The 14,285-nt window shown below is 68.5% G+C and carries 12 protein-coding genes and 1 pseudogene; 9 read left to right on the forward strand and 4 right to left on the reverse strand.

Going from position 1 to position 14,285, the window contains the following annotated elements; genetic code table 11:
• Positions 1-1,066 (reverse strand): peptide chain release factor 2 gene (gene prfB, locus ACYP5B_RS32345; RefSeq protein WP_459572351.1). Its coding sequence is split into 2 segments (ribosomal slippage), with 1,065 coding nucleotides annotated over them: positions 1-984 and positions 986-1,066; the frame shifts between segments, so codons are not numbered across the junction. This gene is flagged as partial in the annotation.
• 211 nt (positions 1,067-1,277) lie between these two features.
• On the opposite strand from prfB, the gene ACYP5B_RS32350 reads away from it, so the two are divergent.
• Positions 1,278-2,009 carry a peptidoglycan DD-metalloendopeptidase family protein gene (locus ACYP5B_RS32350; RefSeq protein WP_459572352.1) on the forward strand — a complete coding sequence of 244 codons (732 nt, stop codon included), beginning with the start codon at positions 1,278-1,280 and terminating at the stop codon, positions 2,007-2,009.
• Positions 2,010-2,036: 27 nt separating this feature from the next.
• On the opposite strand, the gene recJ is transcribed toward ACYP5B_RS32350, so the two are convergent.
• Both recJ and ACYP5B_RS32360 read right to left on the reverse strand, forming a co-directional pair.
• On the reverse strand, positions 2,037-3,734 hold the full coding sequence (gene recJ / locus ACYP5B_RS32355) for a single-stranded-DNA-specific exonuclease RecJ (RefSeq protein WP_267606105.1): 1,698 nt from the start codon (positions 3,732-3,734) through the stop codon (positions 2,037-2,039).
• Positions 3,735-3,773: 39 nt separating this feature from the next.
• Positions 3,774-4,898 (reverse strand): hypothetical protein, encoded by a 1,125-nt coding sequence (locus ACYP5B_RS32360; RefSeq protein WP_459572353.1) that lies wholly within the window; start codon positions 4,896-4,898, stop codon positions 3,774-3,776.
• Between the two features lie 160 nt (positions 4,899-5,058).
• Between ACYP5B_RS32360 and ACYP5B_RS32365 the strand changes: the two genes are divergently transcribed.
• The 6 genes and pseudogenes from ACYP5B_RS32365 (at position 5,059) to ACYP5B_RS32390 (ending at position 10,477) form a co-directional block, all read left to right on the forward strand.
• Positions 5,059-6,309, forward strand: a complete 1,251-nt coding sequence (locus tag ACYP5B_RS32365) for a lipoprotein-releasing ABC transporter permease subunit (protein ID WP_318230719.1) — start codon at positions 5,059-5,061, stop codon at positions 6,307-6,309.
• Entirely contained in the window at positions 6,302-7,060 is a 759-nt protein-coding gene (locus tag ACYP5B_RS32370) for an ABC transporter ATP-binding protein (RefSeq protein ID WP_459572354.1), read from the forward strand. The genes ACYP5B_RS32365 and ACYP5B_RS32370 overlap by 8 nt, the downstream gene beginning before the upstream one ends.
• Before the next feature lie 32 nt (positions 7,061-7,092).
• Entirely contained in the window at positions 7,093-7,974 is an 882-nt protein-coding gene (locus ACYP5B_RS32375; protein ID WP_459572355.1) for a TatD family hydrolase, read from the forward strand.
• A 73-nt stretch (positions 7,975-8,047) separates the two neighbouring features.
• Positions 8,048-9,094, forward strand: a complete 1,047-nt coding sequence (locus tag ACYP5B_RS32380; protein ID WP_459572356.1) for a ComEC/Rec2 family competence protein — start codon at positions 8,048-8,050, stop codon at positions 9,092-9,094.
• Positions 9,028-9,840 (forward strand): annotated as a pseudogene (locus tag ACYP5B_RS32385) (ComEC/Rec2 family competence protein); the annotation flags it as partial. The gene ACYP5B_RS32380 and the pseudogene ACYP5B_RS32385, both read left to right, overlap by 67 nt.
• 172 nt (positions 9,841-10,012) lie before the next feature.
• Complete coding sequence (locus ACYP5B_RS32390) at positions 10,013-10,477, forward strand: ComEC/Rec2 family competence protein (protein ID WP_459572390.1); 465 nt, start codon at positions 10,013-10,015, stop codon at positions 10,475-10,477.
• Here ACYP5B_RS32390 and ACYP5B_RS32395 read toward each other — a convergent pair.
• Complete coding sequence (locus ACYP5B_RS32395; RefSeq protein ID WP_400095681.1) at positions 10,389-11,327, reverse strand: MurR/RpiR family transcriptional regulator; 939 nt, start codon at positions 11,325-11,327, stop codon at positions 10,389-10,391. The genes ACYP5B_RS32390 and ACYP5B_RS32395 overlap by 89 nt on opposite strands.
• Positions 11,328-11,652: 325 nt before the next feature.
• Between ACYP5B_RS32395 and edd the strand changes: the two genes are divergently transcribed.
• Positions 11,653-13,539, forward strand: coding sequence for a phosphogluconate dehydratase (edd, locus tag ACYP5B_RS32400; RefSeq protein WP_459572357.1), 1,887 nt, complete (start codon positions 11,653-11,655; stop codon positions 13,537-13,539).
• Positions 13,540-13,727: 188 nt separating this feature from the next.
• On the forward strand, positions 13,728-14,237 hold the full coding sequence (locus tag ACYP5B_RS32405; RefSeq protein ID WP_459572358.1) for a gluconokinase: 510 nt from the start codon (positions 13,728-13,730) through the stop codon (positions 14,235-14,237).
• Positions 14,238-14,285 lie beyond the last annotated feature (48 nt).

Consider the following 14,285-nt stretch of genomic DNA (forward strand, 5'->3'; position numbering starts at 1 on the left):
CAGGTCGCCGTCCAGCACCTTCTGCGTATTGGACATTTCCACGTTGGTGCGCAGATCCTTGATGCGGCTCTGGTCCAGCACGTACGAGCGGATCTGGTGGCCCCAGCCCACATCGGTCTTGGACGACTCCAGCTTGTCGGCTTCGGCCTGGCGCTTGCGCATTTCGTGCTCGTACAGGCGCGACTTCAGCATCGACATGGCTTCGGCGCGGTTGCGGTGCTGCGAGCGGTCGTTCTGGCACTGCACCACAATGCCGGTCGGGATGTGCGTGATCCGTACGGCCGAATCGGTCTTGTTGATGTGCTGGCCGCCCGCGCCGGAGGCACGGTAGGTATCCACGCGCAGGTCCGCCGGATTGACGTCGACCTCGAACGACTCGTCCACCTCGGGGTAGACGAAGACCGACGAGAACGACGTGTGGCGTCCGCCCGACGAATCGAACGGCGACTTGCGCACCAGGCGGTGCACGCCGGTTTCCGTGCGCAGGTAGCCGAACGCGTACTCGCCCTCGACCTTGATCGTGGCGCTCTTGATGCCCGCCACGTCGCCTTCCGACTCTTCCAGCACTTCGGCCTTGAAGCCCTTGCGCTCGCAATACTTCAGGTACTGGCGCAGCAGCATCGACGCCCAGTCGCAGGCTTCAGTGCCGCCGGCGCCGGCCTGGATGTCGATAAAGGCGTTGGCCTGGTCCATTTCGCCGGAGAACATGCGGCGGAATTCCATGTCGGCGACGATGGCCTCGAAGCCGGCTACGTCGGTCTCGATGGCTTCCAGCGTGTCGTCGTCGCCTTCTTCGCGCGCGAGCTCGAACAGCTCGTCGGCGCCGCTAAGGTCGTCGGTGAGCTTGCTGAGCACGCTGACCACGCCCTCCAGCATTTTCTTTTCCTTGCCGAGATCCTGGGCCCGCTTGGGGTTGTTCCAGACCTCGGGGTCCTCGAGTTCGCCGTTGACTTCGTCGAGTCTTCCTACTTTGACATCGTAGTCAAAGATACCCCCGTAGATCTTCCGTTCGCGAACGGAGATCAGAGATGGCACCGGAGATGGCGTTGAGGCGTTCTGCTTCCATGATGTTCCTGCGCTTTCAAAACCCTGAATTATAGCGGATCGGGGGCTTCGGCCCCCGCTGTGATAGCGTCTGTTGCGTGATTTCGAACGGATTGCCCCCTGGAGGGTCTACAGTTGCGGGTGCGGCATGGCCGACTCGAACGCGCCGTCGGCCCAAGGTAGGTGACAAGGCCGGCTTCAAGATATGGACAGGGAGGGACAATAAGTACGTGATGACGCAAAGCAACCACGACAAGACGAACGCGCGGCGCCGCGCGCTGCTTGGCCTGCTGGCGGCCGCTGCTGCCGCGTGCCTGGCCGCCGGCTGCGGCACCCTGGCCAGCGAGCCCGCGCCGGATGGTTACTACCGGGTGCAAAGCGGCGATACCTTGTACACCGTGGCCCGGCGGCACAAGCGCTCGGTGCGCGACCTGGTGCGCTGGAACCAGTTGCCCAGCGCGGACCGCATCGAAGTCGGGCAGCTGCTGCGAATCCGCCCGCCGGCTGGCGCCAGCGCCAGCTCCGGTACGGGCGCTGGCAACGGCCCGGTGGCGGTCGGGGACACCCCGCGGGTGGACAACAGCGCGCCGTCGCGCGCGCCTGCCACCAGCATCCGCCTGCAATGGCCGGCCGACGGCCGCGTGACCGCCAGCTACGGGCCGCCCGCCAGCAAGGGCCTGCGTATCAACACGGCGCCCGGCAGCGTGGTACGCGCGTCCGCCGCGGGCAAGGCCATCCACGTAGGCAACCTGCGCGGCTACGGCATGCTGGTGATCATCAAGCACGACGACAACTGGCTGACGGTGTACGGCAACCTGGACAAGCCCTCGGTCAGCGAGGGCGCGCAGGTCTCCAGCGGGCAGGAGGTCGGGCGCATGGGCACGGCCGACAGCGAGCTGCATTTCGAGGTGCGCAACAACGGCAAGCCGGTGGATCCGGCGGGATTGCTGCCGGCGCGCGGCTAAGGTTAAGCCGCTGGCCAGCCGGGCGCGCTACTGCGCGTGCTCGATCACCATCTGCACCCGCGTGATGCCGTTGAAGGTGTTGTTGTCGAGCCGGTAGGCCACCAGCGCGCTGGCGCCCAGCGAATCCGCGTGGTTGAACCAGATCGCGTCGAAGCGCTGGCTGCCGCGCCCAAGCTGCAGCTTCAGGTGCTTGCCCTTGAGCACGCTCTGGCGCAGCACGTTGAACTCGCCGCAGAAGGTGGGCGCCGGGAAGCCCTGGCCCCAGACCTGCTGCTCCAGCAGCGAGACGAATTCCGGGCTGAAGCAGGCATCCTCGATGTCGCCATCGGTCTCGATCACCCGCGCCAGCTGCTCGTCGCTCAGCCATTCGCGCCCCACGGCCTCGAACGCTTCCATGAACTGCCCGAAGCTGTCGGCGCCGAGGGTCAGGCCGGCAGCCATGGCGTGGCCGCCAAACTTCTTCAGCAGGCCGGGATGGCGCTTGGACACCAGGTCCAGCGCATCGCGCAGGTGAAAGCCCGGGATCGAGCGGCCCGAGCCCTTGATCGTGTCCTCGTCGCCCGGCGCGAAGGTGATGGTGGGGCGGTGGTATTTTTCCTTGAGCCGCGAGGCCACGATGCCGATCACGCCCTGGTGCCAGGTGTCGTTGAACACGCTGACGGTAAAGCGCGCGGCCGGGTCCAGCGCGCCCAGCGGGCCTTCCAGTATCTGCAAGGCTTCCTGCTGCATGCCGGCTTCGATGTCGCGCCGCTCGCGGTTCATGCCGTCGAGTTCCTGGGCGATCTCCCAGGCGCGGTTGGCGTCATCGGTCAGCAGGCATTCGATGCCTAGCGACATGTCGGCCAGCCGCCCGGCGGCGTTCAGGCGCGGGCCCACGCCAAAGCCCAGGTCGAAGGTATTGGCGCGCGTGGCCTCGCGCCCGGCGGCGCGGAACAGCGCGGCCACGCCGGCGTGCATGCGTCCGGCGCGCATGCGCTTCAAGCCCTGCGCCACCAGGATGCGGTTGTTGCTGTCGAGCTTGACCACGTCGGCGACCGTGCCCAGCGCAACCAGGTCGAGCAGGGTGTCCAGGCGCGGCTGGGTCTGCGCGTCGAACACGCCGCGGCGGCGCAGTTCGGCACGCAAGGCCAGCAGCACGTAGAACATCACGCCCACGCCTGCCAGGTTCTTGCTGGGGAATTCGCAGCCGGGCTGGTTGGGATTGACGATCACCGCCGCGTCGGGCAACTGGTCGCCGGGCAAGTGGTGGTCGGTCACTACCACGTCGATGCCGAGCGCATTGGCCGCCGCCACGCCGTCGACGCTGGCAATGCCGTTGTCCACTGTCACGATCACGTCCGGCTGCTGCTTCGCGGCCAGCGCGACGATCTCCGGGGTCAGGCCGTAGCCGTACTCGAAGCGGTTGGGCACGATGTAGTCGATGCGCGCCCCCAGCATGCGCAGGCCGCGCACGCCCACCGCGCAGGCGGTGGCGCCGTCGCAGTCATAGTCGGCCACGATCAGCAGGCGCCGGCCGGCGGCGATGGCGTCGGCAAGGTAGGTGGCCGCGTGGTCGATGCCTTTCATGGCCGCCGGCGGCACCAGGCCGGGCAGCTCGGTGGCGAGCTCGGCCGGCTCGCGCACGCCGCGCGCCGAGAGGATGCGCGCCAGCGTGGGATGCAGGCCGAACCCGGCCAGCTTGCCGGCGTGCTCGGCGGAAAAAGAGCGAACAGCGATTTTTGTCATTGCGGGGTCTTGCGGAAAACCAGGTGATCGGGCGGCATATCAGGCGGCATAAGCCAGGTCGGACAGCAGCGCGCGCCAGTCGCCGCGCTGCCCCAGGCCGCGCCAGAACTTGCGCAGGTCGGCGCGGCGGACGGTGAACTCGGCGTAGTGATTGTCGCCAGACAGCATCAGCGTGAGCGCCTGCAACTGCCCGCCTTCGAGGGCGGCCAGGGCGGGCGCGAACCATTCGGCGTCGAGCGTGTGCATGCGCTCGATCCACAGGCCCCAGTCCTGGGCGATATGGGACTCGATGGCGTCCTCCAGCAGCACCATGGCGCTGCCCTGCATGCCTTCGACGGCCTTGAAGCGGGGCGGCCGGGGCTGGCATGCGGCGCCGCCGGCCAGCGCCAGGCCGCGCAGGAAGGCATCGCCGGCCAGTACCGTGTCGGCCAGGCGCGGCACCGGTTGCAGGGTGCCGCCGCCGTGGAGCCAGACCGAATTGACGGAAAACTCCCCGGCAGCTTCCCTGGCCTGGTTCACCGGATGGTCATACCAGGTCATCTGGATCTCGTTCTGGATCCGGCGCCAGTCGCGCGCGCGCTCGCCGGCCTGCATCCACACGTCGATGTTGCGGCCGGTGGCGCGCAGGGGGCTGGCGGCGACAAGCGGCCCGAACACGGCTTGCGGGATATACCAGCGCGCCGGATGCGGTGTTTCAAGCACAATGCCGGATTCCTGCAGCAGCGCCGCCACCGCGGCATGCAGGGCGGCGGATTCCTCGGCCCGGATATGCAGCTGGGCCGGGTCCATCAGCACCAGGTGGTCGCGCGCGGCATGGATATGCACCGGCTGCAGGCAGGCCCAGGCCTGGCCATCGTCCGCGGCGGCGCCCGTGCCGGCGGCGGTCATGTCGGCCAGGCGCATGTACGGGGCGCTGGGCACGCGAGCTGTGTCGAGCCCGGCACGCCCGGCCAGCCAGCGCTCATGCGGCAGCGCGCGCAGGAAGGGGTCGTCGTGCCGCTCGCGCGGGCCGGGGCTGGCGCGCGTGAGCAACTTTCCCAGCGCCGGCAACTCCAACTGCCGCAGCAGGGCTTCGAGCATGGCGTCGTTGCCACCGCCGTCGGCGTCGATCGCGGCGCCGGGCGGGACAGAAAAGGGCACAATCAGGGTCAGGTGCGTCATCATGGTGCCGAGATTGTAAACTTGCGGCTGGCCGGCGGCGGAAATATCGTCCCCGGGCCGGTTGCGACAGTGGCGCGGGCGGCGCCTCGGGTGCGCGGCCGGCAAGTCATCAGCGGCGTTGGCGGTGTGGCGCCGGCGTTTCTCCTTAACAACAGGAACCCTCTTGAACTTTCCTTACGAGTGGCAGATCGGTTGGCGATACACCCGCGCAAGCAAGCGCGCCAGCCGCAACACCTTTATTTCCTTTATCTCGATGATTTCCATGCTCGGCATCGCGCTGGGCGTGGCGGCGCTGATCGTCGTGCTGTCGGTGATGAACGGCTTCCAGAAAGAAGTGCGCGATCGCATGCTCTCGGTGCTGTCGCACATCGAGGTGGTCGGCCCCGGGGCGCTGCCCGACTGGCAGAAGACCGCCGCCGAGGCGATGCGCAACAAGGAAGTGATCGGTGCCGCGCCCTATGTGGCCGCGCAGGCCATGCTGACCCGCGAGGATGCCGTGCGCGGCGTGCTGTTGCGCGGGGTCGAGCCTTCGGAAGAACCCAAGGTTTCCGATATCGGCAAGCAGTTCCGGGGTGGCAGCATGGATGGCCTGCTTCCGGGCGAATTCGGCATCGCTCTCGGCAATGAACTGGCCAACGCGATGGGCGTGCAGGTGGGCGACAAGGTCACGCTGGTGGTGCCGCAGGGCACCATCACGCCGGCCGGCGTGCTGCCGAGGCTCAAGCAGTTCACCGTGGTCGGGGTGTTCTCGTCCGGCCATTTCGAGTTCGACAACGCGCTGGCGCTGATCAATATCCGCGACGCCGAAGCCATGTTCCGCCTCGCCGGGCCCACCGGCGTGCGTTTGAAACTGACGGACATGCAACGCGCGCCCCAGGTGGCCGACGAGCTGGCCGGCACGCTCTCCGGCGAGCTCTACCTGCGCGACTGGTCCAAGCAGAACCGCAACTGGTTTGCCGCGGTGCAGACCGAGAAGCGCATGATGTTCATCATCCTGACGCTGATCATCGCGGTGGCGGCCTTCAACCTGGTGTCCACGCTGGTGATGACCGTCACGGACAAGCAGGCTGACATCGCCATCCTGCGCACCATGGGCGCCCAGCCCAGTTCGATCACCAAGATCTTTATCGTGCAGGGCATTGCCATCGGCTTTATCGGCACCTTGGCGGGCGTTGCCGGCGGTGCGCTGATCGCCTTCAACATCGATGTGATCGTGCCCTTCATCGAGCGGCTGCTGCATGTGCAGTTCCTGCCGCGCGACATCTATTTCATCAGCGAACTGCCCTCGGATCCCCGCGTGAACGACATTGCGACCATCGGTATCGTCTCCTTTGTGCTGTCCATCCTGGCCACGCTCTACCCAAGCTGGCGCGCTGCCCGCGTCAACCCGGCGGAGGCGCTGCGCTATGAGTGAAACCCTGCTGCATGCCGTGCCGGCTGGCAATGCCGCCGATTCCGCCGATTCCGCCGGCAAGGCCGCATCCGATACGCCGGTGTTGCTGGCCGAAGGCCTGACCAAGCGCTTCCGCCAGGGCGGCCTGGACGTGACCGTGCTCAAGGGCGTGGATGTCCGGGTGGATGCGGGCGAGAAAGTCGCCATCGTCGGTGCGTCCGGTTCGGGCAAGAGCACGCTGCTGCATGTGCTGGGCGGGCTCGACAACCCGGACAGCGGACGCGTCGCCCTGAAGGGCCGGCCCTTCACCGCGCTGCGCGAGAGCGAGCGCAATATCGTGCGCAACCGCGAGCTGGGCTTCATCTACCAGTTCCATCACCTGCTGCCCGAGTTCACCGCGCTGGACAACGTGGCCATGCCGATGCGCATCCGCGGGCTGCGCCAGCCCAAGGCGCGCGCGGCGGCGATGACGGTGCTGGAGCGCGTGGGCCTGGGCGACCGGGCGCAGCACCGGCCCGGCGAGTTGTCCGGCGGCGAACGCCAGCGGGTGGCCATCGCCCGCGCGCTGGTGGGCGGCCCGGCCTGCGTGCTGGCCGACGAGCCCACCGGCAACCTGGACGACCACACCGCGGGCGGCGTCTACGACCTGATGCTGGAGCTGTCGCGCACGCTGGGCACCAGCTTTGTGATCGTGACCCACGACCTCGACCTGGCCAGCCGCTGCGATCGCGTGCTGCGCCTGCGCGACGGGCATATCCACCGCGAGCGCTAACAGCGCGCCAGCCCGGCACAGCGGAGCCTGCCATGTGGATCGATACCCATTGCCACCTCGACGCCGGTGAATTCGATGCCGACCGTGACGCCGTTGCCGCCGCCGCTGCCACGGCGGGGGTGACGGGCATCGTGCTGCCGGCGGTGGCCGTGTCGAACTTCGCCGCGGTGCGCTCGCTGGCGCACCGCCACGATAGCTGCGTCTACGCGCTGGGGATCCATCCGCTGTGCACGCCGGGTGCGGGGCGGGGCGACCTCGACGCCTTGCGCCGCGAGGTGCAGGCCTCGCTGGCCGATCCGCGCTTTGTCGGCATCGGCGAGATCGGGCTCGACTTCTTCGTGCCCGGCCTCGACGCCGCGCATCAGGCCTGGATCTATGCCGAGCAGCTCAAGCTTGCCCGCGAGTTCGACTTGCCGGTGCTGCTGCACGTGCGCAAGTCGCAGGACCAGGTGGCGGCCCAGTTGCGCCGCATCGGCGTGCGCCAGGGCATTGCCCATGCCTTCAACGGCAGCGTGCAGCAGGCCCGGGGGTTTATCGACCAGGGCCTCAAGCTGGGCTTTGGCGGCAACCTGACCTTCAGCCGCGCCAACCAGATCCGGCGCCTGGCGGCGGAGCTGCCGCTCGACGCCATCGTGCTCGAGACAGACGCGCCCGACATCGCACCTGCATGGCTGTCCGACGACCAGTTTGGCGAGCAGCACAAGGCGCGCAACACGCCTGCCGAAGTGGCCGGCGTGGCCCGGGTGCTGGGCGAGTTGCGCGGCCTCGAAGCCGCGCCGCTGGCGCTGGCGATGTGGCGCAACTCCGTGGGCGCATTGCCGCGCCTGGGCGCGTTTGCGGCAACCATGTTCCCCTCGGCATTGCCTGCCCCGGCCCCGGCCGAAACAATCGGCAACCAACCCGTTTCATCCTGACAAGCCTCACGGCCGGTGACGGCCGTATAAGCAGACGCATCCGATATCCCATCTAACCGTTGGGGGAATCCGCATGCGTCTGTTCTTGCTCGCCTTCGTGGCGGGCTGCTGGTGGCTGCAGCAACAAGGCTCGCTGCCGCGTGGCGGCGCAGTGTGGGTGTTGGCGGCTGCCGGGCTCCTGGCGGCCGCGCTCGCGCTGCGTCTGCGCACGCGCCATACCGGCTGGGCGCGGGTGGCCTTGATCGCGTTGTCGCTGTTGGCTGGCTTCGCCTGGTCGGCGTGGCGCGCCGAGGTTCGTCTGGGCGAGCGCCTGGCGAGCGCGCTGGAAGGCGTGGACCTGGTGGTGAGCGGCGTGGTGGCCGGGCTGCCGGCCCAGGCCGCGCGCGGCCAGCGCTTCGTGTTCGCGCTCGACGATGCGGGCGGCATGCCTTCCCGCGTCTTGCTGGGCTGGGAGGACGCGCCGGCCGGCTTGCGTCCAGGCGAGCGTTACGTCTTCACGGTGCGCTTGCGCCAGCCCCATGGCCTGGCCAACCCGCATGGCTTCGATTACGAGTTCTGGCTGATGGCGGCGGGGCTTGGCGCCACCGGCTACGTGCGCGATGCCATGGGCGAGCCGCGGGACGCTGTCGGCGAACGGCTCGCGTGGCGAATCGCGCGATGGCGGGCGCAGGTGCGCGATCACGTCTTGCAAAGCCTGCCTGCCGATGCCCGCTTTGCGCCAGTGCTGGCTGCCCTGGTGGTAGGCGATCAGCGCGGAATCCAGCAGCGCGACTGGACCTTGTTCACGCGCACCGGCATCGGCCACCTGATCAGCATTTCCGGCCTGCATATCACCATGATTTCCGGCCTTTTCTCCAGCCTCGTCTATTGGCTGTGGCGGCATTCGTTCGGGCTCGGGCGATGGCTGCCGCGGCCCTTGCCGCTGTGGTGGCCGGCACGGCGCGCCGCACTGGTGGGCGCGGTGATTGCCGGCTTCATCTACGGCCTGCTGGCGGGCATGCAGGTGCCGGCGCTGCGCACCGTGTCGATGCTGGTGGTGGCGGCGCTGGCGCTATGGAGCGGGCGCACGCCGCCGGCCTCGCTGGTGCTGTCCTGGGCCGAGTTCGTGCGATCGGGCTAGACCCTTGGGCGGTGCTGTCGCCCGGCTTCTGGCTTTCCTTCGGCGCGGTGGGCGTGATCTTCCTGGCCGCGGCGCAACCGGCCAATCACGCTACGCTGACGCGTTGGCAGCGTTTCCGAGCCAGCCTGGCGCAGGCCACGCGCACGCAATGGTCCGTCACCATCGGGCTGGTGCCGCTGACCTTGCTGCTGTTCCAGCAGGTCTCGGTGATTTCGCCGCTGGCCAATGCGGCGGCGATCCCGCTGGTCAGCCTGCTGGTGACGCCGATGGCGTTGCTGGCGGCGGCGGTGCCGGCACCGCTGGCGGGCTGGTTGCTCAGCCCCGCGCATCTGTTGCTGCACTGGCTGGTGCTGGGCCTGGAGTGGCTGTCGGCGCCGCCGTGGGCGGTGTGGCAGGCCGCGCGCGCCGGGCCGGTGGCGCTTGCGCTGGCCGTGCTCGGCTCGCTGCTGTTGCTGGCGCCCGTGCGCTGTGGCGTGCGCGCGCGCCTGCATGGCGTGGTGCTGCTGTTGTCGATGGTGCTGGCGGGGCGGCAGCCGGTGGCGCACGGGGAGTTTCGCGCCACCGCGATCGATATCGGGCAGGGCACGGCGGTGCTGGTGGAAACGCGCTCGCGCGTGCTGCTCTACGATGCCGGGCCGGCTTACGGCTGGGGCGCCGGGCGTGGCGAGCTGGGCAGCAGCGCCGGCGCGCGGGCCATCGTGCCGTTCCTGCGCGGCGCCGGCGTGCGCCGGCTGGACACGCTGGTGATCAGCCATGAAGACGCCGACCATGCGGGCGGCGCGCGCGACATCATGGCGGCGCTGACGGTGGACAGCCTGCTGTCGGGCGCGCCGCCGGGACATCGGCTGCTGGTGCCGCCGGCGAACGCTGCGCACCTGGAGGCGCAGCCCTGCGCGGCGGGCCAGCAGTGGGAGTGGGATGGCGTGCGCTTTGCATCCCTTGCCGGGCGCCGCGCAGAATGCTGCCATCGACAGCAATGCGCGCAGTTGCGTGCTCAAGGTGGCGGGCAGCGCGCGCAGCCTCCTGCTGACCGGCGATATCGCCCGGCGCGACGAGGCGGCGCTGCTGGCGCGCCTGTCCACGCAAGACTTGCGCGCGGACTTCCTGCAGGTGCCGCATCACGGCAGCAACACCTCATCGAGCGGCGCGTTCCTGGCCGTGGTGGCGCCGGAGGTCGCGCTGTTCCAGGTGGGCTACCGCAACCGCCACCGGCATCCGCGGCCCGAGATCTGGGACCGCTACGGCTCGCACGAGATCGCGCGCTATCGCAGCGACGAAACCGGCGCGGTCCAGCTTACGACGCGCGGCGAGTCTTACGCGCTGCGGGCTTACCGCCAGCACGAGCGGCGCTACTGGCGCGCGGCGCCGCCTGCGCCTCGTTGAGGTGCGCGGGCTCGGCCTGGGCGATACGGCGCTCGCGCAGGTGCGCCTTGGCGCGTTGCAGGCCCGCGCAGACGGTGTCGGCGCGTTCCAGGGCAACGCCCGCTGCCAGCACGTCGCCCAGCACCAGGTGGCAGATGCGGGAGGTCATCGGGGTGTAGACCTCGCTGTCTTCTTCCACGTCCGAGAACACGCAGACGTCGGCCAACGCGGCCAGCGGCGAGCCGCTGTGGGTCAGCGCCAGCACGCTGGCGCCGCTGGCGCGGGCCAGCGTGGCGGCGGCCAGCATGTCCCAGGTGCGCCCGCTGTTGGAGACCAGCACCGCCACATCGCCGGGCCCGAGCAGTGCCGCCGACATGCTGAAGACGTGCGAGTCCGAGTACGCAACGGTGGGCATGCCGAGGCGGAAGAACTTGTGCTGGATATCCAGGGCGACGATGCCCGAATTGCCGCAGCCATAGAACTCGATGCGCTTGGCCGCGGCGAGCAGCTGGATGCCGTGCTCGATCTGGTCCGCGGACAGCGCGTTGCGCACCGTCATCAGGGTGGCGATGGTGCGGTCGAACACCTTGCCGGCGATATCGGCAGGGCGGTCCTCGGCCTTGACGTCCTGGTGCACGAAGGGCGTGCCGCCGCCCACGTTCTGGGCGAACTGGAGCTTGAACTCGCGAAAGCCGTCGTAGCCCAGCGCCGCGCAAAAGCGCGCAATGGTGGGCTGGGACACGCCCGCGCGCTCGGCCAGCTCGGGCATCGACAAGCGGATCACGCTGGCGCCGTGGCGGGCGACATAGTCGGCAAGGCGGCGTTCGGAGGGGCGAAGCGTGTCGTAGACGGCAAGAATTCGGTCGCGCATGGTAGAGGAGGGATGGCAGTCTGTGCCGGGGAATTGTTCTGGCTCTGGCCCCGGAATCCGTGGCTCGACGGATCGAGCGGCATGTAGATATTCTACAGAATTGGAGGCGAGGTCATTGTGACTTCGGTGAGGCGGATGGCTAGGGATTTCACCTATGTGAGCCAAATATGCCATGAATAATGCGCTTTTTGACGCGTGCACGTAGTGTTTTCAAATTGTCTTTAGATATAATGTAGAAAATCTACAAGCAATAGCGCCCGGTAGCGCCAACTAAGTCCCCCAGTCCTCCCGGATACGATCAGGCATCACGACCAGGAACTCCCCAATGTCAAAAGCCCTCCACGCCGAAGTCCACGCCGTCACCGAGCGCGTGATCGCACGCAGCCGGCGCAGCCGCGCCGCCTATCTCGCGCGCTGCGAACGCGCCCAGCAGGAGCTCGGTCCCTTGCGCGGGCTGTCCTGCGCCAACCTCGCGCACGGCCTGGCCGCGCTGCCCGCGCATGACAAGCTCAAACTGCGGGTCGAGCATGCCGCCAACCTCGGCATCGTCACCGCGTACAACGACATGCTGTCGGCCCACCAGCCGTACGAGCGTTATCCCGGCGTGATCCGCGAGGCCGCGCGTGCCGTTGGCGCGGTGGCGCAGGTGGCGGGTGGGGTGCCGGCGATGTGCGACGGCATCACGCAGGGCAATGCCGGCATGGAGCTGTCGCTGTTTTCGCGCGACGCCATTGCGATGGCCACGGCGGTCTCCTTGTCGCACAACACCTTCGATGCCGCGCTCATGCTGGGCGTGTGCGACAAGATCGTGCCGGGCCTGCTGATGGGCGCGCTGCAGTTCGGCCACCTGCCGGTGGTATTCGTGCCGGCCGGGCCGATGTCGACGGGCTTGTCCAACAAGGAGAAGGCACGCGTGCGCCAGCTTTACGCAACCGGCCAGGTGGGCCGCGAAGCGTTGCTGGAGGCCGAGTGCGAGGCCTATCACGGCGCCGGCACGTGCACCTTCTACGGCACCGCCAACAGCAACCAGTTCCTGATGGAAATCATGGGCCTGCATATGCCGGGCGCGGCTTTCGTGCATCCGGACAGCGGCCTGCGCGACGCGCTCACCGCCGCCGCCGCGCAACGCGCGCTGGCCCTGACGGCGCGGGGCGGCGACTACCTGCCGCTGGCCCGCATCGTGGACGAGCGCGCGGTAATCAACGCCGTGGTCGGCCTGCTGGCCACGGGTGGCTCGACCAACCACACCATCCACCTGGTCGCGATGGCGCGCGCGGCGGGCATCCTCATCGACTGGGACGATTTCGACCGTCTCTCTCGCATCACGCCGCTGCTGGCGCGGGTCTACCCCAACGGCTCGGCCGACGTGAACCACTTCCACGCCGCGGGCGGCGTGGCCTACGTGATTCGCCAGCTGCTCACCGCCGGCTTGCTGCACGAGGACGTGGAGACCGTGGTCGGGCGTGGCCTGGCCCGCTATACGCAAGAGCCCGTGATGATCGACGGCGTGCTCCAGTGGCGCGATGGCGCGGCTGTCAGCGGCGATGCCGCGGTACTGGCCACCGCGGCCGAACCGTTCTCCGCCGAGGGTGGCTTGCGCCTGCTGCAGGGCAATCTTGGCCGCGGCATGATCAAGGTGTCGGCGGTCGCGGACGAGCATCGCGTGGTGGAAGCGCCGGCACGCGTTTTTGACTCGCAAGAGCAATTGCAAGCCGCGTTCGAAGCCGGCGAGTTCACGGGCGACATGATCGCGGTCGTGCGTTTCCAGGGGCCCAACGCCAATGGCATGCCTGAACTGCACCGCCTCACCCCGGTGCTGGGCGCGCTGCAGGACGCCGGCCACAAGGTTGCGCTGGTGACCGATGGCCGCATGTCCGGCGCCTCCGGCAAGGTGCCAGCGGTCATCCATGTGGGGCCTGAGGCACTTGCTGGCGGCCCGCTGGCGCGCGTGCGCGACGGCGACCGGATCCGCGTGGACGCCGTGGCGGGCACGCTGGAATGGCTCGGCGCCGCCAACGGCGACGGCGACCTGGCGACGCGTGCTTCGGCCGTGCTGCCGGACGACGCCTTCACGAATTTCAGCGTTGGCCGGGGCCTGTTCGGGCTGTTCCGGCGCAATGCGCGGATCGCGGAGGAGGGCGGCAGCGCGCTGGACCTATCCGAGGCCGACGCGCCCGGCGCTGTCCAAACGGGCGCGGCCGTCGCACAATAGGCAGCGCCCCATAAATTTGTGTCATTTGTGTCCCCGGCAGCCGACAGTTGGCGGGGACGACCCCGAGCCGGCCCATGCGGGTCCTATCATGGCTTCATGGCTGAACGCTTCCGGAGCCGACCGGCGGCTGGCGCGGGGACTACCGACAAGGATGGGAAAACCATCCGAACATGATCGTTGGAGCAGACATGATCTACATCCTGATGGGCGTTTCCGGCAGCGGAAAGACCACGGTCGGCCAACTGCTGGCCAAGACCTTGCAATGCGGCTTCCACGATGCCGATGAATTCCACAGCCCCGCCAACAAGGCGAAGATGCACAATGGCATCCCGCTGACCGACGACGACCGCTGGCCCTGGCTGGCCGCGATGCGCGCGGCGATCGATACGGCCCGCGCCGAAGGGCGCACCCACGTGTTTACCTGTTCCGCGCTGCGGCAAACCTACCGCGACCGCCTGACGCCCGCCGACGGCGGCGTGACCTTTGTCTACATGAAGGGCGATGCGGCCGTCATTGGCGGCCGCCTGGCCGAGCGCAGCGACCACTTTTTCAATCCCGCCCTGCTGCAGAGCCAGTTCGAGACCCTGGAGGAGCCGCGCGATGCCCTGGTGCTCGATATCCGCCAGACGCCGGAGGCGCTGGTGCAGCGCATACTGGCCGGAGTGCAGGCGCAAAATGGTGCGGCGATCGCCCGCTAGGGCGATCGCCAATGCCGGCCCGAAGCCAAGGCTGGCAAACATCTTGCT

Source organism: Cupriavidus sp. 8B, assembly GCF_054589115.1.

Bases quoted from the DNA above. Each gene is read 5' to 3' on its own strand.
- ACYP5B_RS32350 (WP_459572352.1), top strand. From the start codon at position 1,278: ATGACGCAAAGCAACCACGACAAGACGAACGCGCGGCGCCGCGCGCTG.
- recJ (WP_267606105.1), bottom strand. From the start codon at position 3,734: ATGACAAAAATCGCTGTTCGCTCTTTTTCCGCCGAGCACGCCGGCAAG.
- ACYP5B_RS32360 (WP_459572353.1), bottom strand. From the start codon at position 4,898: ATGATGACGCACCTGACCCTGATTGTGCCCTTTTCTGTCCCGCCCGGC.
- ACYP5B_RS32370 (WP_459572354.1), top strand. From the start codon at position 6,302: ATGAGTGAAACCCTGCTGCATGCCGTGCCGGCTGGCAATGCCGCCGAT.
- ACYP5B_RS32375 (WP_459572355.1), top strand. From the start codon at position 7,093: ATGTGGATCGATACCCATTGCCACCTCGACGCCGGTGAATTCGATGCC.
- ACYP5B_RS32380 (WP_459572356.1), top strand. From the start codon at position 8,048: ATGCGTCTGTTCTTGCTCGCCTTCGTGGCGGGCTGCTGGTGGCTGCAG.
- ACYP5B_RS32390 (WP_459572390.1), top strand. From the start codon at position 10,013: ATGGCGTGCGCTTTGCATCCCTTGCCGGGCGCCGCGCAGAATGCTGCC.
- ACYP5B_RS32395 (WP_400095681.1), bottom strand. From the start codon at position 11,327: ATGCGCGACCGAATTCTTGCCGTCTACGACACGCTTCGCCCCTCCGAA.
- edd (WP_459572357.1), top strand. From the start codon at position 11,653: ATGTCAAAAGCCCTCCACGCCGAAGTCCACGCCGTCACCGAGCGCGTG.
- ACYP5B_RS32405 (WP_459572358.1), top strand. From the start codon at position 13,728: ATGATCTACATCCTGATGGGCGTTTCCGGCAGCGGAAAGACCACGGTC.